We start from the raw sequence: 20150 nt of genomic DNA on the forward strand, positions 1-20150 counted from the left end.
GACTTACCCTTTCAATGATTTGTAGTTTCCATAAAAAAGCCACCTCAAAAGAGGTGGCTTTTAGCTAAAATAAAGAGCTGCTTATTGCATAACTAAATATTCAAACGCTGATAATGCGGCTTTCGAACCCTCGCCCATCGCAATATTGATCTGCTTAAAGGGCACAGTTGTCACGTCACCACAAGCAAAGATACCTTTGCGATCGGTGCGGCAACGCTCATCAATCTCAATCTCGCCAAAACGGTTTAAATCGACAAAGCCTTTAATGAATCCAGTATTCGGCACTAAGCCAATCTGTACGAATACCCCTGCCAAGTCACGCTCATGGGTCTCACCTGTGCTGCGATCTTGATAAACAATAGAAGTCACTTTACCATCAGTCGCTTTAATCTCTTGCGTCGCCGCCCCAGTGATAAATTCAATATTGGCTTTTTCTTTGGCTTTGTTAATCAATACCTGATCCGCTTTTAAATCATCTGCGAATTCAAGTACGGTCACATGCTTCACGATACCTGCAAGGTCTAATGCTGCTTCGACACCAGAGTTACCGCCGCCGATGACTGAGATGTCTTTATCTTTAAAGAAAGGACCGTCACAGTGCGCACAGTAGGCAACGCCTTTACCGATATTTTCCTCTTCACCTGGTACACCAAGTTTACGCCATTGCGCACCAGTCGCTAAGATAATACTGCGAGTCTCAAACTTCTCACCCGTGTTTAGATGGATGCTGTAATTTTCTTCTTCCGTCTCGCTGATTTCTTTGACACTCACGTGCTCTTTGAGCGTGATATTGTACTCTTGCAAGTGCTTTTCAAAATTGGCAGACAATTCATTGCCTGTGGTCAATGGCACAGAGATTAAGTTTTCGATATCTTGTGTATCTTTCACCTGTCCACCGATACGATCTGCGACCATCGTCACTTTTAAGCCTTTACGCGCGGTATAAATCGCGGCGGCAATCCCAGCAGGACCAGCACCAATAATAGTCACATCTTGCTGCTCTAACTGCTCGGCATCATCGTCAGCTTCTGCTAATAAATCAGGGAATTGCTCTTGTAGCTTTTCAATGAGCTTGGCGGTATCAATCAGACCATTAGCAAACGGCTTACCGTTTAAAAATACTGCCGGTACGCCTTGGATGTTATTCGTTTCTACTTGCTCTTGGAACAATGCACCATCGATCATCTCGTTGCTGATGTCATCGTTTAGTAGCGCGAATTGGTTCAGCGCTTGTACGACTTCTGGGCAACTGTGGCAAGAGAGCGACACGTAAGTTTGGAACTGCAATGGCTTATTAAAACGCTTAATGAGCTTTTGAATACCCTCATCTAGTTTTAGCGTATGGCCACCCGACTGCAAGATTGCTAAGATAAGCGAGGTAAACTCATGACCACCTGGGATACCGCTAAAGACAATACCAGTATCGGTCAACGTGCCATCAATATGACTACGGACCGCAAAGCTAATCGGACTTGGTAAACTATCATCATTCGCTGTTGCATCAAAATTAATCTTATCCGTAGTACCAGCGATTTTGGTCAAAAAATCAATCAACTCTGCACGTTTTTTATGCTCGCCGCTACCCAATACGAAGGTAATCGGACGAGTCATATTTTCGCTATAGCTTTTAACGGCGTCTAATAAACTTTGATCTATCATGTTTGTTCCTCATTGTTATTCAATATGTAACGGCAACTAAGCGGCGGCACGTTTAAAGATGGAAAGTTTGAAGTAAATAATGTTGTTTGAAGTATAATTTGAATAAGGCCTACGCCCTTTAATGTCCCTATTATCATAGGTTTCGAGGATTTGGGCAAGCTGGTAAACTCAAACTTTATGTTTTATAAAACAAATCGTAAAATCGATTAACCAATTAAATTTAAATTAATAAATCGATAATAGTCCCATTATAACCATGGTATAGAGGTTGTTTTTTCGCTACAATCGAGTGAGGCGAATAGGAAAAAGTCTTATTTACCTACTGGCAGATTGACTTTTAAGAGTGTTTGTTAAAGTTCTTTCTGCTGGTATTAAGCCTTATCACTATTAAGTTAATAGCGCTTTGGCTCAATAAAATCTAAGTCTCAAAATCATAGCAATTCATCACAGCAATCTTAACGACAATGCGCTGATGCTTATTGTAAGCTTGCGCTTCATAACAAGGATGACAACATGAGAAAGACTGATACGTTACAAGACAACAGAGAGATTATTGCCGAACTTAAGCAGAAAGACAGCCACTTTGCCAGTATTTTTGATGAGCATACTCATCTTGATCAGCAAATCAATCAACTTGACAAAGATTTGGTTAAGCACGCCAGTCGTGACGAGGAAATAGAACAAATGAAGCGACGAAAACTGCATTTAAAAGATGAGATTTATAAAATAATCGATAAAAATAAACTACAATCTCATGCCTAATACTTCGTTTCTTATTAGCACATAAAAATAAAAACCCTTCCTAGTTAACAATATAAAAAGACCCCATCAACTTATGCTGATGGGGTCTTTGTCTGTAGCGTTTATCTATCCAAGTGAAACTTTGTATACAACACTACGAACATCTAAATCATTCAAATAAAGCAATACTTAGATTTTACCAACTAGATCAAGGCTTGGTTTTAGAGTGTCGCCACCTTGTTCCCAAGCTGCTGGGCAAACTTCGCCGTCGTTTTCACGAACGTATTGTGCTGCTTTCACTTTACGTAGCATGTCTTTTGCACTACGGCCAATACCGCCAGCGTGAATTTCAGCAACCTGAATCAGACCATCTGGATCGATTAAGAAAGTACCGCGTTCTGCTAGACCAGCTTCTTCGATCATGACGTTAAAACCACGAGTGATACGGCCAGTAGGGTCACCGATCATTGGGTAAGTAACTTTACCGATAGCATCTGAAGAGTCATGCCATGCTTTGTGCGTGAAATGAGTATCGGTTGATACTGAGTAAACTTCAACGCCTAGACCTTTTAGCTCTTCGTAATGGTTTGCCATGTCTTCAAGTTCAGTTGGGCAAACAAAGGTAAAATCGGCTGGATAAAATAGGAAAATTGCCCAGCTGCCTTTTACGTCTTCTGAAGTGATAGTTTTGAACTCACCGTTTACAAATGCATCTGCTGAAAATTCTGGGATTTCTTGATTGATAATAGACGCCATGATTGGCTCCTTTTTTAATTAAGTGTTATTGAGTTAGATTGTGATTATTTATTTGATTGTTTCTGTTAAGCCTTTAACTATCTGGGCTACCTGACAAACTATACGCGAATTCTACGGTTAATCTAGTTAAAAGTTTTTAATGTGATGTTTTGTTTTATTAAACTTGTTAAACTATTCTATCTACTTTTAATCATCAGTGTACTATCGGTAAATTGCTATCATATACTGAATGAACAAGTATAAAAATTGCATTAAAAACCCATTAATAGAGAGGTTTTATGATTACCTTACGTCAGCTTGAATTTGCCTTAGCCGTTGCTAAACACCGTCACTTCAAACGCGCTGCTGAAGACTGTAACATTTCGCAGTCTGCCTTAAGCTTAGGTATCGCAGAGCTAGAAAAACAGCTGGATACGCAGATTTTTGAGCGCAATAATAAACAGGTGCTGATTACCCCTATCGGGCAAGATATCTTGACGCGGGCGCAGCGGGTATTTTCTGAAGTGAGCGATTTGACCACGCGCGCGCACAGTCATCAGACGCCGCTTGCTTACCCTATGACAGTAGGTATCATTCCAACGATTGCGCCTTACCTATTGCCTAAAGTGTTGCCTGCGCTGCGAGAGCATTATCCAGAATTTCGTATGACCATCGTTGAGCAACAAACCGAGCGCCTGCTCGAACAAGTGCGCTACGGTCATATTGATACTGCTATCATTGCACTACCTTATGCAGTAGATGGCCTACATAGCTTTGAGTTTTGGAACGAGGACTTCTTTGCAGTGTTTCCAAAAGACGATGTGCATGCCAAGCTTGAAACCATTAACTCCGATGAGCTAGCGACTGCCAATCTTATGCTGCTGGGTGAAGGACATTGCCTGACCGATCAGACCTTATCTGTCTGTCACTTTGATCGTGCAGAGATGAAATCAAGCTTTTCTGATGCCAGCTTAAACACGCTTATCCAAATGGCACTTGCCAATATGGGTACGACTTTGGTTCCAGAGATGGCGTTAGATCAGCTGCATCTAGAGAATCAAAATGCAGTCGCAGTACCACTGGCAGAAAAAGGACCTCATCGTCATATCGCCTTCGTCACGCGTCTAAATTATGCTCGTGTCGATGACGTAAACTTACTCGGAAAGGTGTTTAAAAAAGCGTTTGAAGATGCTGCAAGTAAACCCTAATCTTGGCAATCGTTTTGCCCTGCACTTATCTGCTATTAATAGCGATATCGAGCCAGCGAAAGTTAATGCGCTTTGGCAAGATATCGCTGTTCGTTATAACGAAACGCAGCGCGCTTATCATACCTTAAGCCACCTTCAGCAATTGTTTGAGCAGTTCGAACAGATTAAGCGTGAGCTTAGTGAGCCACATATTATCGCATTAGCATTGTACTACCATGATGTAATTTATGATCCAACGCGCGCGGATAATGAGCTAAAAAGTGCAGAGTATGCCGTCGGGGCGCTAGGCCATTATCTGAGCGCTGAACACTGCCAGCATATCTATGCGCTTATTATGATGACCGCCAGTCATCAGCTTAATGAGTTTACAGACCCTAACAAAAGCAGTGACGCTGCTTATTTGCTAGATATGGATTTGAGTATTTTGGGTGCGTCTTGGCCTGAGTATGAACAATATGCACAAGCCGTACGCCAAGAATACATGCATGTTCCGCTTGCAGATTATCGTATTGGGCGAACGGCTGTATTAAACGGACTCTTAGCGCATCCTAAACTTTATTTGACTGACTATTACTATGAGCAGTTAGAAGTACAAGCTCGGGATAATATTAAGCGCGAAGTTAATTTGCTACTTTGCTAAGAACTTAATAAACAATTCACTTCCCTGTCGTGCTGGATGCGAGTTATAGCTCGTCTCCATAATTTCAATGTTAAAGTGAGTCTCAAAACGTTGTTGATACTCATCTCTCGTGCCACCAAAGGGTGGTTCCTGACGTCCAAAGTCGACATTAAATAATAAGCCAACCAATTTTCCTTGAGGCTTTAGCAGCGTTGCCATTTGCTGCACATACTCATCACGGCGTGAGGGGTTTATTGCACAAAAAAACGTCTGCTCGAGTATCCAATCAAACTGATATTGCTCAGGGGATAAATCAAAAAAGTCCGCACAGATTAAATGCTCATCCGGAAAGTCAGGATAGCGCTCAGAAAAATCCTTAATTGGCGCAGGGGCAAAATCAACCAAAGTGACATTGGTAAAACCTTGCTCATGCAGATAACCCACCTCGTAAGCATTACCTGCACCCGGCACTAAAATAGCTTGGTCTTTAGCCGATTCAGGCAATTGGTCAATATAGGCTTTGAGCGGTGGCGATACCTGACCCATGTCCCATTGTATGCTCCCAGCCTCATAACGCTGCTGCCAAAACTCGGCTTGATTGACACTATCCATATAACCATCCTTGTATACTGTTTTTATTTTTATAACAATACATTTTGTACCGTTATGAACTATCATATCAGTCTTATCAAGCTTTTTTTATATTATTTACGTGGTGTATAGTTAAACCACTTAAAAGCGATACAGTGCAGATAGAATGGATTTTTTGCAGCCTCTGTCACGCTTGCGAACAGCACGCAAGAAAAATTCATACTAGCTGCACATAGCTATTAACGTATAGATTTTATTTCTCACTAGCTATATTCAATCTAACTTTCCCGTCTTACCTGCCAGCATATTATGCCAATGCTGATAATCCGGCATTGCTGTCGCCACCGTTTGCCAAAACGCACGGCTATGATTGGCATGATGCAAATGACATAGTTCATGGACGATGACGTATTCTGTGCATTCAATAGGATAAGCAGGCAGATATACTGATAGCCAAATCCGTCGCGCGCGGGTATTACAACTGCCCCAACGCGTATGCATTTTTTTCAGGCGTATCTCATTAGCATGAGCACCGACAACTGGTTGCCATTTTTCAAACAGAGAAGGCATGACTTCAGAGAGCTGGTGCCGATAATAAGCAATTTTTTCATCATGACATAAGGTAAATAATTGTTCTACACCCCACAACAGAATAGGACTGTCGGCAGTTGAAGATTGCGCTGAAGGATTTCGTTTGCGCTTATATTGTTCCAATACTTGCGCATGGTTGGCGATCGCCCATGGTACGCGTTTAGCGACAGCTTGCTCAATTTGCGCCATGGTAATGAATGCTGGTGCTGAGACCATCAACGTATACGGCTTTAAGCGAAAATTGATATTTTTGACGCGTTTTTTAATGACATGTAGCTCAATGCCCGCCTGCGCAAGTTGTTCTCTAACAGTATGTAAACTGATGTCGTATCCCCCTTGCTTAGTCGTCATTAGAGTTGAGCCACTATAAAATAAATATAGTGCTACTAGAATAAATTTTTCGTAGCCTTTGTCCGCTAGCTACAGCAAGCAAGGAAAACTTATCTCAGCAGCATTTTATAATGGTTATTCTTTTTTATTTAGCAATCACCACAGTTACAGCGCTTGCAAATGATTGTCAAAAGACATCTTATGTACCTTACTGTCTTTAATAATACACTGAGTTTTCTCAATCTTATCCTGGTTAATTGACCCTGTCGCTGATGTATCATTCACCTCTAACGTCGTTAACTGACCTTGTCCATCACTAACAATAAAACCTGGCTTTTTATCAGTGAACAACACTGATGCTCCTGCACAATCTGGCAAACCGACATCATCAATTAGTTCTCGAGTGTTTAAATCATAAATCGCTGCACAGCCACCAATCGGTGTGGTCACGCATAGCAAATTACGCTCGCTATCGACCGCCACACTGGCGATATATTGATGAAAGCGTTGCCATTGATTATTGGGCATAATCAATGGCTTAAAGTCAGAATCAACGCGCTTATGCGTCAATACTAACGACACATTGATATGCTTATCACCTTGAAACTGAATGCCAATCATGACAGTTCCATCATTATGCATAGCTAAATGACGTACGCTCATTTGATTGTGCTCAGGGAAAATCTGCTCAAGCAATGAGCCATCATGACGATTAAGATACACTAATGACGGACGCATGGTATCTAGGTTTAGCTCTTCACGAGAAGCTTGCTCGGTCTTAATACCACCATTAGCAATCACCAACGTTTCACTATCAGGATGCATAATTAGCTCATGCGGCCCAATACCATGCGAGTCAAACTCTGCTACTTTTTTATAAGCATCATGAGCATCATAGATACCAATTTTACCGTCTAAACTTATGGTGTCATTCTCGGTCACATAGAGCAGTTTACCGTCTAAACTATAACAGGCATGACCATAAAAATGGCGATGGTTTGAAGCTTTGATAGCGAACTTTACTTGCCCAGTCGCTGTATCTAGCACCCAAAACTTCTCGCTTGGACGCCGTCCCATCACTACAACATCACGGTTATGGTCATTATCGCTCAGCTCATTTAGAACGTTAGAGATAGGCTGCACAACGATATCATGCACACGTTCAGGCATGGTGGTCTGCCAAACGACTTCCCTATCCACATCGATACCAACCACACCGAAGTCGTTTTCAGGATTATCATCATCACTGTGATCGTCATTTGCCAATGTAATATTTTTTGGCATAGACGCCACACCACTCACCCAGCAAACTGGGCGCGCTAGCATGGTCGTAGTATGAGCAGTGCTAAAGTCGGTAGTGTTACTATCGCTACCTTTATCCTCTATAGAGTTATGATACGACTGTTGCCACGCAGCAGCGGCTTGCTGACAAGCATAGCGAAATCGCGTTAACTCAGGTTTAGCAGTTGATGATAATAAATGCAATTGAGCACGGACGCCTGCTACATAATCTTGCAAGCTTGCATCAGGCTGACGCTGCTTACGATAGCGATGATGGATACCGACAAGTGCGGCTGTACCCATTATAGTAGACAGTGCTGTTAATGCTGATGTTGTCAACAGCTCATGGCCTAGTCGAGTATTGTGTCTATTGTTTTGATTATTAGACTGTTTGCGTGTTAGACCCTGTGACTCAGAAGAATCTTCAGTCACTAGCGCTACTGTCTTAGCTCTCATGATCTGCATAGTTTAATCGCCATCAGTGCTATTAAAGCCCACACGAAGACCAAGGGTTGGAATCAATTGGCGCTTAATAACACGAGTAATAGTAGTCAGATGCTCATGCAATTCTTGCTGTGTGGCTTTATCCGCAGTCGCTAAATCTTCTGGCATTTGTGCCAACAGCGTGGTGGCATCAGCAAGTGCGGTTGATAAACTATCAGCCACTTCGTTTTCGTTATTACTGCCAAGGATAGCGGTTAAAATTGGATCGGTCAGCGCTTGATTTAGTGTAGCCAATTTAGCATTGATGATAGCGCGGCTTTGCCCAGCGGTAGCGGCTGGTAGATGACCTTTGGCCTTACCCGTTAAACCCAAAGGCTGGTCTATGGCATTAGACTTCATGGTCTCAACCAACGATAGTAGAGAATTAAACCATTGGTTCAAACCTCGATCGCTATCTACTGTTTTATCAATCGCTAATAGTTCAGTGGCATTCTGCTGCCAGTTGTCTTCGATATTTTTTAGGCGTGTACTTAAGGCGCTACTTGCGCTTATCACATAAGCACATTGCCCAGCATCCAAGCTGTCATTAGCATATAAAGCTTCTTCTAATCCTGGTACCCCTTGCACGATAGCGCTTTCGTTAGCCAACTGCTCAGCGGTCAATGTTGGATTAGCAGCGATTAAATCTGCAACGCCGCTGTGTACCAGCCCTCGTTCATCAGGATAATAATTGATATATAAATTGCTCATACTGGCAGTTGCAGGACCGAAATTAATCATTTCTGCATTTGCCCATGCTTGTGCTAACACGAGCCATTGATCGCGCAGCGCTTGTAGTTCATCACCGCTTATTGGTGCTTGCTTGCAATGCTTTTGTGCCAAGTCATGCAATAGATTGCTCTGCTTAACAGCATCTGCATAAGCTGGGATAACAATATCATCAGCCACATGGGTCAGATAGGTTTTTTCAGTATCTGCGCTAATATCGACGGCGACAACTTTATCTACACTGCCGCTATTACTATCTGCTGCGCTATTTTGCGCAACTTTTTGGCTATCAACTTCTGGCGCTTTATTCTCGTCAGCAGGTTTGACGCAGCTTATAAGCAACCCAGCGCTTAAAGCAGATAGCGCCATTGCTAAAGCATGGTTTATTTTCATAAGTTTCTCGGTATTTATATGAGTAATTATTAATATGTTGACTGGTTATTTATTCGTTGAAAATCTAGTCACTAAGACCTGTTTATTAAGACCTGCCATTAAAAATAGATGAATAGCATCGCTTTTATAATGATTTTAAGAACGCATTCAATTCAGTACGCCCTTGTTTGTCTAACTTTAATACTTTTTGTTTCTGTGTTTCAGCTTCTCCGCCATGCCACAATACCGCCTCCATCAACGTACGCGCACGACCATCATGTAAAAATGTCGCTTGCGAATCAACAGTTTGTGCAAGACCAATACCCCACAATGCCGGCGTGCGCCATTCATAAGAGTTGGCTAAAAACTCAACTTGCGCGTCTTTCGGTGGCAATTTTCCCGCAATCGTCCGATCAGCAAGGTCATCACCCATGTCATGCAATAGTAAATCCGTATAAGGATAAATCACTTGCCCATGCTGCTCAAGATGGTCGTCATCGGTTTTTGGCAACTGATATCTTGGCGTGTGGCAACTTTGACAGCCCATATCATAAAAACGTTTTTTGCCCGCCAGTACCAGTTTGTCATCGGCATTGCGGCGATGCGGTACCGCTAAATTACGCGTATAAAATTCGACAAACTTAGTCACATCATCGTTGACTTCGACAGGTGGCTTGTCATTACCTTGCTCATCAGCGCCGGTAGTAGCGCTCAAGCAAGCCGTTTGCGTCGGCATACAGGATTCATGAGGACGGATATTTGAGGTCAAACCCATGTCTTCATTAAAAGCACTTTGGTTTTGGGTAATAAGCTTGGTTTGACCTGCTTTCCAGCCAAAACGACCTAAGGCTGTTTTTCCTGTTTGCGGATCCATTACCCAGTTAAATTTACCGCTAATATCCTCATTAGTATTATTTTTATTGACGCTGACGGCTTGTTTCTTAATAGCTTCATCCGGAATTTGCTCAAGTAAACCAAGCCCAATCATCGGTAAGGCCACTCGCGGCGATACCATTAGCTCATCATCAAATGCACCATAACCAGGTTTGGTTAAGTTAAAAGTTGGCGCACGCAATGTTTCGACATGACCATCGGCAAAGGTGACTGGCTTATCTGTCCACTGCACTGCAATTCTTGCTTCGGCAGGCACGCCTTGAATACCGCGGTCTTGCAGCTGACCACCATACATCGGGTGAACGACTTTTTCGATAAGCGAGTTCTGCAATTGCTCTCGCTGCTTATCCGTCGTCGCTGGCATCGCAAGGCGAATGAGCAAGCTATCTGCATCGTCATCGCTACTCATAGGCGCATGACCACGGCCATCTTTTATATGGCAGGATTGACAAGCAGCGACGTTAAACAATGCCCCAAGACCATCACGACTGTCGGTACTAGCAGGGGCAACGACCCACGGTTGCCGAAAGAAGGCATTGCCAATAAAAAAGTTGCCTTTACGCGAAGCAGATACGTTTGAGGAAGGCTTAGAGTAACTCTCGCTACTGGTAATACTAATACCAGTGTCGCCCCCTTGCTTAATCTCTTGTGGATCAAATGTGGCCAGCTGCTGCATTGGTACGCCAGCGAGCGCCTCAATGGTTTGCGCACGTTCAGGCGCTAAAGCTTGGGGCTTTCCATTATCAGCTACATTGTCTGTTGGTTGACAAGCACTGATAGCCATTGCACCCATAATGGTTAATGCAATTTTAAACGATGTACCTTGCAAGCTTGAAGAAATGAAAGGGAAAGCAAAGGATTTGGTATGAATGGAGCTCATAGGAGTTGCCTTAGTTCTAGATTAGAACCATTAAAATGGCTTGCTATAACAGTATTTATTTCTTATCAATATAGCGGTATAAAAATATATCGACGCTATAACTTGGCGCATTGACCTATTTTATTAAACGTAAAAATACGTTGCTAACTGTCGCTAACAACGCATGTATTATATATAACTTAGACTTCTACAAATATAACTCTCATCAGCTTGTAGTGACTTATCAGACATTATTGATAGCATTAAATTGTTCTACCTAAACAGAAACCAGCTTAGAACTGAGAACCTGCGTCCGCATCTAAATTATCAATACCGACGGCTTTTGCCGCATTTTCAATACCAGCAGTCAGCTCTTGTAAGCTAGTAATGCTATTTTCAATCCAACTACGGCGGACATTTTGTTCTTCAGCCGAGATACCTTGGCTGCTAACTTGACCCGCTGTAGCAATCATTTGGTCAACCTTAATACCTTCTTTTTCGCCTTTTTCAACGATGACATTGAAAGCATCTTCTACTTTTTTAAAGTCAACAGCCAGCTTATCAGCCGCATCTGTATGACCATTATCGACGAGGTACTGCTTGATACCGTAGCCTCCAACGTTCTTACCAGCAACCGTTTGGTAGCTACCATTGAATACATTTTGAATACCGCGTGCATTGTTAGCATAGCTAAGATGTGTCAAGTCACTAAAACACTCGTGCTCATCTTCGGTAGAGCCAGTGACAAAGGCTACCTGTATACGCTCAGAGGCCAACTCTCCTAATGCTAAACTACCCATTTGGTACATTATCTGACGCAGACCGTTGTCGTTTTTGCGCGCTATCAGATCGCTACGTAAATTGTTTTCGCTATCAGGCTGCCATTCGGCTTCCATCGCGGCTAAATCATCGATCAATAACTGAGTAGCGGCTTTTAGAAACTCACCACGACGCTCGCAAATACCAGCATCTTTGTTTACCGTATCGCCGCTGGTACACTGCCCTGCCTCAGTGACATAATCCGTTACTGGACGATTACCTGCTCCTGCGCTTACACCATTAGTATCTTGCCCCCATAACATAAACTCAATCGCATGATAGCCAGTGGTCACATTGGCTTCACTACCACCAATCTCATTCATTTCTGCTAATAACTTGGGAGTAATCGTACTGGTATCTTGCTTTAGACTACCGACCGTAATGCTGTCGCTATTGATGATATTATCTTGGCTGTTGTACTCGCCCTCGTAACTGTCACTGACATAATCAATCAGCGCCTCATCAAGGGGCCATGCATTGACCTGCCCTTCCCAGCTATCTGTACTACCAATTGCACGCTTATCATTTGCAGACACAAAACCTTCATCAAAACGGAAAATCTCAGTTTGCGAATATGGCTGACGTGCGGCTTTATAGGCCGCTTTTGCAGCATCAAGGTTGGCTTGCGTAGGTGTTGCCACATACGTTTCTACCGCAGTTTGCAACATTTTAGCTGTATCTAACGAATCTTTGTAGGCAGCATGAGCCATGTTTGCATAGCTGCTAATTAACCTATCAATGTGAGCTTGCTCTGCAGCTGATAGTTTTACATTACTACTCGATTCTGTGCTCTGTACTTCTGTTTGCGTACCAGTCTCTGCGTCTTCATTGGTTTGCTTAGTACAACCCGACACCATTAATAACCCTGCAAGTGCAGCAGCTAAAGTAGTTGGTAAAATCTTACGGCTCGTCACTGTGGTAATCGTCATACACATCCTCAAAAGATATCGCAAAAGAAAAAGAAGTCATCAATTTTGATTAATTAGCATCAAGCATTTTGACCATATTACAGCAAAGACAACTTACGTCAGACCATCATTCTTAGTCGTAGATGATAAGATGTTCCATATTGCAATAATAAAAAACACTGATGGATTATAAAGTTATTGATAATCATTATCAATATTTAATTTAGATTAATATCACCTTTTTAGCGATGTTTATTTGCCGTAAAATAGAATTCTTCATAGCACTTTCTGAGTTACTTAATCTAACCTTTGTCATATGAATCTTTTCGATTACTAGCTCTTAATTTTTACTCTAAATTTAGCCAATAAAAAAGCCAGCGTAGGGCTGGCTTTTTTATTGTAATATTCTTAAAACATAGACTAAGTAGTAATCTAGTTCTTAGTTTACGCTCTGTGGTGAATTGATAGTTAGCTCAACACGGCGGTTTTGCTGACGACCATAATCAGTGTTGTTATCAGCTACTGGACGTGATTCGCCATAAGCAACAACGTTGATACGGTTAGAAGCAACACCGCGAGCAGTCAGATAGTTAGCAACTGAGTAAGCGCGGTCACGGGATAGACGCATGTTATAAGCATCTGCACCTCTGCTGTCAGTATGACCTGCAATATTTACTGTCGTCTTATTATACTGATTCATCGTTGATGCAAGTTTATCAAGCGTTGGCTTGAAAGATGAACTTAGAGTTGCATCATCAAAAGAGAAAGTAATACTACCTGGCATAACCAAATCGATATTACCAGTTGTTGGATTTTGCTCAACCGTTACGCCCGTACCAGCCATTTGTTGCTCAAGCTGCTTAGCTTGACGCTCCATATAATAACCAACACCAGCACCTAAAGCTGCGCCGATAGCCGCATCACGACCAGTCTTATCGCCACCAGTTGCTTTAGAGATAACTGCACCACCAGCTGCCCCAGCTAACGTGCCAATAGCAGTTTTGTTCAAGCGTTGTTGCCCAGTGTTTGGATCAGTAGTACAACCGCTAAGTGCTAGACCTGATGCTACTGCTGCGATCATTAATTTATTACGCATAATATTTCCTCTTAAGTTAAATTTATTAATTGTACTCTTTTATATTCTAGAGTTTTTCCGTCTAAAATCATGCCATTAATATGATTAATATGCTACATGTTAAAAAGTTTTTTACAGTTAATGATTATAACGCTTTTTAGAAGAATCAGAAGCAATTATATATGACAGTAATATACCTTCACAAGATACCAAACATTAAACAGCTTATTAGGTGTTGTTCACACTCGTCATCATTATCCCAATCTTGACTTCACTGTGTGTAATATTTTGTCACATCTATGTATAGAAAGTGAATGAAACCTTGCCGCTATTATCATAGCTATGAACTTAACTACACGGAAATTTTTTTGAAACTCATTAATATTGTATATTTTTTCGTCTATGATGCGTATTAACCATCCAACTAAAGCTCGATTTTAGACAATAGTTTTTTGAATAATGGCTTTGAGAAGTATTTATAGCATTTGCTACCATGAGTCACGTTAACACTCGTACACTGGTAATGCTTTCTGCTAAAATCGTGCAAGCTTAGTATTATAGATTTATTATCTCATATAAATTTTTGTGACTTACGTTGCTACATTCGTTACTACATTTTTATGAACCATTAATATATGAACCACTAATATTTAGTTTAAAAAGTTGGAACATGACCATCACACCAGCTTTTAGGTTGATAGAACACATTAGCAATTATTAAAATAAAATGATAAATAGAAAAGGACTTATCATGCGACTCACTTCTACCATTCAAAAACTGCATGAGCGTGCACCTAGACTGGGCAAAGCCATCTCTCTCGCAACGGCTACAGGCGTTATTACTGGCAATAGTATTGCCGCTAGTATACCGATATGGTTCATGGGTACCGCCAAGGCAATTACTGGCTTGAAAATTGCTGATGATAGCGTAATTAAAGTTACCAATTATTGGATTAATAGTAATAACGCCTTGATTGATAATATTTTACCAAATAAAGATTGGCGGATTAACCTACCTGATGACGTGCATCCAGATGGTAAATACTTGCTGATTAGCAATCATCAATCATGGGTTGACACCAGTATCGTACAATATGTGAGTGAAAAACGCTTACCATTAACGCGGTTTTTTACCAAGTTTGAGCTGATCTATATTCCTGTGATTGGACAAGCATTTTACTTTTTAGACTTTCCGATGATGCGCCGGCACTCAAAAGAAGCAGTTGCAAAAAATCCAGCTCTGCAAGGTAAGGATATCGAAGAGGCTAAACGTGCTTGTTCCCTATTAAAAAACAAACCCTTTACCCTACTTAACTATCTAGAGGGTACGCGCTTTACCAAGGCCAAACAGGCTAAGCAGCAATCGCCCTATACTCATCTACTTAAGCCACGTGCAGGCGGTCTAGCACTTGCTATTAATGCTTTAGGTGAAGATATCGATGGCATCTTAGACATGACCATCGTTTACCCTGACGGTATACCAACCTATGGCGATTTATGGAAAGGTAATATCAAACGTTTGGGCGTCGATGTACGTTATATTGAGATGTCTGATACATTATTTACGGCTATCCGAAATGGCGGTTATGAAGAAGATGAATCGGTTAAGGCGGAGATGTTTGATTGGATTGGAGAAGCATGGCAACAGAAAGACAAACTCATCGATGAGATGCTAGCCGAGTTTGACACGAAGCTTGAATCTCAGAGCGTTTAATACTTGATTGAACGAATCCTATATCTTATTAGCTTTTATTGATAACGATCTGCTAATTAACTATTAACATGAGTCATTGTGAACTACTAATAACGTAAATTGCTTACAATGACTCATGAATTTATAAGCACCGAATATCGTCGCTCCAACCTAACCACTTATTGATAATAAGGTACGACTGTGTCCGCCTCTACTACTGCCAATCCTGCTACAGATACGAAGCCGCTGCCCAATCAGCTAAAAAATTCCTCATTAGAACCGCAGCACCCTATACGTCCACAGCCGAATCGTCTTAAGCTGACCTACGATATCGTGATGCTAATTGCTATCAGTATTGATTTGCTATTTATTAGTATAGACGCAATTTTGATGAGTAACTTTAGTAGCAATGTGGCAGGATGGTTAGCAATCAGTGATGGTCTTAGCTGGTATCAGACCAGTCTGCATGATCCGTTGCGTACTGTGGGTGGATTTTTTACCATATTTTTGATTATTGAACTGCTTTTGCGCTGGGCAATTGCTATCAAACAAAAGGTTTATTATCGCTGGTTTTTCTTTCCGTTTGTACATTGGTATGAGGTGCTTGGTTGTTTTCCACAACTGCGGGCACTGCGTCTATTTCGAGCGGTGGTTATCGGTCGACGTTTGCATCAACTTGGCTATCAAGTATTACCGCAGCCTTGGATTAACCGCATTAAGTTTTATATTGATCTCATATTAGAAGAGCTATCTGACCGCGTCATCTTAACGACCATTTATAACTTTCGGCAGCAGCTTACTGATTCTGAAGTACATACATCGCTGATTAAATCGACTCTAGATCGTAATCGTGAGCAGATTGAAGCTATGTTGTTATCATTATTACGTCAAGAGCTCGTGCCACAGCTCCAAAAGCTTGCAGGTCAATCAGATGGCGGCAAGCTTATAGCGAACGAAGTTGGCAATGCCATTCAAGATGGACTTGCCAATACTCCTGAGCTACGTCGTTACCTACGTCTGATTCCAATTGCAGGTAGCTTAATTGAGTCACAATTACAACATATTGGGCATAACATCGGCGAAAATGTCGTGTACTCTCTCAACGAGCGACTACTAGATGCTGAGCGCATCGATGCATTGATGGTAACCATTGCTCATAGCATTGCAAGTATTGACGTCAACAATTCGGCTCTTGAAGCATTACTTGCCAGTATTATCAATGATAGTTTGAACGAATTTGAAGCGCAAATAAAAATACAGCAGTGGAAACATCAGGACATGCTTAACTTTTAGGGCGTATAAAGCGCATAGAAGGTGCATGCTACTCTTAACAGACGTTTGGCTATATTTTATGTCAGCTCTTATGTCAATTTTTATGTCCTTAGGGGCTTGTTAAGCACTAGCATCCCTTAGTACACTGCTCATTGATAATGAATATTTTGACGATCTACCCATAATAATAACTGCGCCGTGATCGCAGCGACATTAGTATCTTTTAAGGATTTGCATTATGACGATTTCGGATACAGGCCAGCAAGACATGACATCCCAACCTGCGATAACCTTTTATGGAAAGATGCTGACGTTCTCACGCTTGCAACTGAGTACCGACGACCTAACGGCTATTGAAGCTCATCTGGCGGGTATGCTAAGCAATAAGACCAGTCACATCCCCGTCCTTATCGACAGTAGCATTGAGCAAGATTTACCCGCTCTAATCGAGCTTTTATGGTCATGGGGGCTACAGCCTATCGGTGTAGTAAATGGCCTACTTGATAAGCAAGCACGTGCGCAAAGAATGGCAATATTTCCCGCAGATGGCAAGCGTATAGAGCGCATTGTATCTAGTAAAAAATCCGTTACTCAGTTAAGTCAAACCACCTCTGAAACAGCAGAAGCTCAAGCTGAAAAGAACAATAGCACTGACGATACTGCAGCGCAGACGGACACTAGTATCATAGATGTACCTGCAGAAACTCTATTAAGTAGTGACCATATTACCAGTATGATTTATGACCAGTTGCTACGTTCAGGACAAACCATTAATCATGTTGGTGGTGATTTAATATTGACTAATAGTGTCAATAGTGGGGCTGAAGCCATTACCGATAACAGCCTTCATGTTTATGGCCGTGCACAAGGTCGCCTAGTCGCAGGGGCAACTGGAGACAAAGATGCTCGTATATTTTGTCAGGTATTCAATCCATCATTAGTATCTGTGGCTGGCACTTATTGTCTGCGTGATAATTTACCTGAGAATACTATCGACAAGCCGGTACAAGTACGCTTTGTAGAAGGTGAAGGGCTGGTATTTACTGTGATGGAGAATATCTAACGAGTGATTGTCTACTATGATAGTGTTGATGCGACTAATATAAATAATAGTGTTGATTACTGCTCTAAATATTAGAAAAAAACTGTTGAATATAATACGTTAATATTCGGGAAAGGTAATTTAACAAAACTATCCTACTATAAATCTGTGAGTCAGCCACTATCTACAAGATTAGTAAATAATTATATAAAATAGTATTTATCTTAATAGATTTTTAGCGTTTCTTCTGGACGTACTATAAATTTTTGTTGATTTATGCTAGGCTTACGCTCGCAGATAGTAGTCGTATTACAGTTGCTTATTTTATTTACAAGCAGTTACTTATAAAGGCTTAGTCATATCTTACCTTGTGCTGCGAGCACTAATATTAAGTATTATATGTACGTTTATTAAACGATTTTTATCTATCGAATATCCCATTTAATTATAGGAGTGTGCCATTGTGGCGAAGATTGTTGTAATCACTTCAGGTAAAGGCGGCGTAGGCAAAACTACGACTAGTGCCTCTTTTGCCGCTGGTTTAGCGTTACGTGGCTATAAAACGGTTGTTATCGATTTTGATGTGGGCTTACGTAATCTAGACTTGATTATGGGCTGTGAAAACCGCATCGTATATGACTTCGTTGACGTAATTAACGGTAACGCTCGTCTATCGCAAGCGTTAGTCAAAGACAAACAGCTAGAGAATTTGTATATTTTACCTGCTAGTCAGACCCGTGATAAAGATGCGTTGACAGACGAAGGCGTGGCTGAAGTTATGTCTGAGCTATCTAAGCAGTTTGACTATATCATTTGTGACTCTCCGGCTGGTATTGAGCGTGGTGCACAGCTAGCGATGTATCATGCTGATGAAGCTATCATTGTTACTAACCCTGAAATCTCATCAGTACGTGACTCTGATCGTATCATTGGTATATTACAAAGCCGTACCAAAAAGGTAGAAGATAACCAAGGTTCTATACGTGAGCACCTAATTATTACTCGCTATAATGCTGAGCGTGCAGCAGCTAATGAGATGATGGATATTGATACCATCTCTAACGATATTTTAAAAGTGCCATTACTTGGTGTTATCCCTGAAAGCCACTCAGTGCTTGAGGCATCGAACCACGGTGAACCGGTAATTCATTATACTGATTCGGTCGCTGGTCAATGCTATGACGATATCGTTGCCCGTTTCTTAGGGGAAGAACGTCCGCTACGTCATATTGACGTGAAGAAGAAGAGTCTATTACAGCGCTGGTTTGGGGGTTAATAATGAGTAAGAAAAAAGGATTTTGGAGTAGTCTGTTTGGTACTGACGATCAAAGTAACGCCGGTAGTGCCAATATGGCCACCGAACGTCTTAAAGTCATTGTTGCTAGTGAAAATCGACTAAATAATCGACTGACTGCTGATCGTATCGAAAAGATGAAGCGTGAGATATTAGAAGTGGTTAACAAGTATGTTAACGGCGTACAAATTGACGACGTTAATATCAATCATCGCTCTGAGGATACTCTTGATGTTCTCGAGATGAATATTAGTTTACCCGAACACAAGAAGTAAATTGGACAGATTACTATAAGCTGTAGCCCCTAAGGCGATGCAGACTTAAACGAGAAGCCCTCAGTAATATACTGGGGGCTTCTCGTTTAAAAGTAATTGGCGATTTCGATATAAGTCACTACTTCATACGTGAAATCAGATTATCCTTTTTCACAAACTGATGGTATAGAGCAGCGCCAATGTGGATTAGAGTAAACGCGATAATCATAGGCCAGATGATCTCGGTATGTAAATCATTATAGAAGCGTGCGGCACTACGATCTGGCGTAACAAATACTGGGATTTCAAACAGCCCGAAAATATCGACAGGTCGACCACCATAAACAGACATCATTAAGCCTACAAAAGGCATCGCAATTAACAGTCCATAGAGTACAAAGTGTGACACCTGTGACATCAACAACTGCCATTTTGGCATTGGTACCGGTGGCGGTGCTTTAGTAAATATACGGTTGATAACTCGTGCAATCATCCAAAAAAGCAAGCTAACCCCAAGGGCCTTGTGCAGTCCGATATATAGACTGCTATCAAAATTCCTATATAGCAACATCATTATCCATGTCACTAGCAACAAAATCGCACTAATCCAATGAAACAAGCGGCTACTGACTGACCACTTTTGCACATTCGAATTGATATTACTCATAGATTATTCCATACAGGACACTACTGCCCTATTA

General features: G+C 41.5%; 18 protein-coding genes. 8 read left to right on the forward strand and 10 right to left on the reverse strand.

Annotated features, from left to right (window positions below):
- Positions 1 to 81 precede the first annotated feature (81 nt).
- Positions 82 to 1659 carry an alkyl hydroperoxide reductase subunit F gene (gene ahpF, locus AK825_RS11905; protein ID WP_068037702.1) on the reverse strand — a complete coding sequence of 526 codons (1578 nt, stop codon included), beginning with the start codon at positions 1657 to 1659 and terminating at the stop codon, positions 82 to 84.
- 513 nt (positions 1660 to 2172) lie between these two features.
- Between ahpF and AK825_RS11910 the strand changes: the two genes are divergently transcribed.
- Positions 2173 to 2421, forward strand: coding sequence for a DUF465 domain-containing protein (locus tag AK825_RS11910; protein ID WP_068037704.1), 249 nt, complete (start codon positions 2173 to 2175; stop codon positions 2419 to 2421).
- A 168-nt stretch (positions 2422 to 2589) separates the two neighbouring features.
- Here the strand turns inward: AK825_RS11910 and ahpC are convergent, their stop codons facing one another.
- Positions 2590 to 3156, reverse strand: a complete 567-nt coding sequence (gene ahpC, locus AK825_RS11915; protein WP_068037706.1) for an alkyl hydroperoxide reductase subunit C — start codon at positions 3154 to 3156, stop codon at positions 2590 to 2592.
- 278 nt (positions 3157 to 3434) lie between these two features.
- Between ahpC and AK825_RS11920 the strand changes: the two genes are divergently transcribed.
- Together AK825_RS11920 and AK825_RS11925 are read left to right on the forward strand one after the other, a co-directional pair.
- Positions 3435 to 4343 (forward strand): hydrogen peroxide-inducible genes activator, encoded by a 909-nt coding sequence (locus AK825_RS11920; protein WP_068037708.1) that lies wholly within the window; start codon positions 3435 to 3437, stop codon positions 4341 to 4343.
- On the forward strand, positions 4324 to 4983 hold the full coding sequence (locus AK825_RS11925; RefSeq protein ID WP_068037710.1) for a hypothetical protein: 660 nt from the start codon (positions 4324 to 4326) through the stop codon (positions 4981 to 4983). Before AK825_RS11920 ends, AK825_RS11925 begins: the two co-directional genes overlap by 20 nt.
- Here AK825_RS11925 and AK825_RS11930 read toward each other — a convergent pair.
- The 7 genes from AK825_RS11930 to AK825_RS11960 all read right to left on the reverse strand — a co-directional run bounded on the left by AK825_RS11930 (position 4972) and on the right by AK825_RS11960 (position 13915).
- Positions 4972 to 5574, reverse strand: a complete 603-nt coding sequence (locus tag AK825_RS11930) for a methyltransferase domain-containing protein (protein WP_068037712.1) — start codon at positions 5572 to 5574, stop codon at positions 4972 to 4974. The genes AK825_RS11925 and AK825_RS11930 overlap by 12 nt on opposite strands.
- Before the next feature lie 252 nt (positions 5575 to 5826).
- Entirely contained in the window at positions 5827 to 6495 is a 669-nt protein-coding gene (locus AK825_RS11935; RefSeq protein ID WP_068037714.1) for a YgjP-like metallopeptidase domain-containing protein, read from the reverse strand.
- A 144-nt stretch (positions 6496 to 6639) separates the two neighbouring features.
- The gene (locus AK825_RS11940; RefSeq protein ID WP_068037717.1) at positions 6640 to 8220 is read right to left on the reverse strand and encodes a DUF1513 domain-containing protein; all 1581 of its coding nucleotides are present in this window, start codon (positions 8218 to 8220) and stop codon (positions 6640 to 6642) included.
- 3 nt (positions 8221 to 8223) lie between these two features.
- Positions 8224 to 9360, reverse strand: a complete 1137-nt coding sequence (locus AK825_RS11945) for an imelysin family protein (RefSeq protein ID WP_068037720.1) — start codon at positions 9358 to 9360, stop codon at positions 8224 to 8226.
- A 124-nt stretch (positions 9361 to 9484) separates the two neighbouring features.
- The gene (locus tag AK825_RS11950) at positions 9485 to 11113 is read right to left on the reverse strand and encodes a di-heme oxidoredictase family protein (RefSeq protein WP_068037723.1); all 1629 of its coding nucleotides are present in this window, start codon (positions 11111 to 11113) and stop codon (positions 9485 to 9487) included.
- A 272-nt stretch (positions 11114 to 11385) separates the two neighbouring features.
- The gene (locus AK825_RS11955; RefSeq protein WP_068037726.1) at positions 11386 to 12840 is read right to left on the reverse strand and encodes an imelysin family protein; all 1455 of its coding nucleotides are present in this window, start codon (positions 12838 to 12840) and stop codon (positions 11386 to 11388) included.
- 418 nt (positions 12841 to 13258) lie between these two features.
- On the reverse strand, positions 13259 to 13915 hold the full coding sequence (locus tag AK825_RS11960; protein WP_068037728.1) for an OmpA family protein: 657 nt from the start codon (positions 13913 to 13915) through the stop codon (positions 13259 to 13261).
- 730 nt (positions 13916 to 14645) lie between these two features.
- Between AK825_RS11960 and AK825_RS11965 the strand changes: the two genes are divergently transcribed.
- From AK825_RS11965 to minE, 5 genes are all read left to right on the forward strand, one after another.
- Positions 14646 to 15608: an acyltransferase gene (locus AK825_RS11965; RefSeq protein ID WP_068037731.1), complete on the forward strand. Its 963-nt coding sequence runs from the start codon at positions 14646 to 14648 to the stop codon at positions 15606 to 15608.
- A 180-nt stretch (positions 15609 to 15788) separates the two neighbouring features.
- Positions 15789 to 16880 (forward strand): hypothetical protein, encoded by a 1092-nt coding sequence (locus AK825_RS11970; protein ID WP_227514067.1) that lies wholly within the window; start codon positions 15789 to 15791, stop codon positions 16878 to 16880.
- A 217-nt stretch (positions 16881 to 17097) separates the two neighbouring features.
- Positions 17098 to 17922 (forward strand): septum site-determining protein MinC, encoded by an 825-nt coding sequence (gene minC, locus AK825_RS11975; protein WP_068037733.1) that lies wholly within the window; start codon positions 17098 to 17100, stop codon positions 17920 to 17922.
- Positions 17923 to 18364: 442 nt separating this feature from the next.
- A complete protein-coding gene (gene minD, locus AK825_RS11980) occupies positions 18365 to 19177 on the forward strand; it encodes a septum site-determining protein MinD (protein ID WP_068037737.1) in 813 nt (270 codons plus the stop codon).
- 2 nt (positions 19178 to 19179) lie between these two features.
- Positions 19180 to 19470 carry a cell division topological specificity factor MinE gene (gene minE, locus AK825_RS11985; protein ID WP_068037739.1) on the forward strand — a complete coding sequence of 97 codons (291 nt, stop codon included), beginning with the start codon at positions 19180 to 19182 and terminating at the stop codon, positions 19468 to 19470.
- A gap of 118 nt (positions 19471 to 19588) precedes the next feature.
- On the opposite strand, the gene AK825_RS11990 is transcribed toward minE, so the two are convergent.
- Complete coding sequence (locus tag AK825_RS11990; protein ID WP_068037742.1) at positions 19589 to 20116, reverse strand: cytochrome b; 528 nt, start codon at positions 20114 to 20116, stop codon at positions 19589 to 19591.
- Between the last annotated feature and the right edge of the window lie 34 nt (positions 20117 to 20150).

The sequence above is a fragment of the Psychrobacter sp. P11G5 genome, assembly GCF_001593305.1.
Taxonomy (GTDB): Bacteria; Pseudomonadota; Gammaproteobacteria; order Pseudomonadales; family Moraxellaceae; genus Psychrobacter.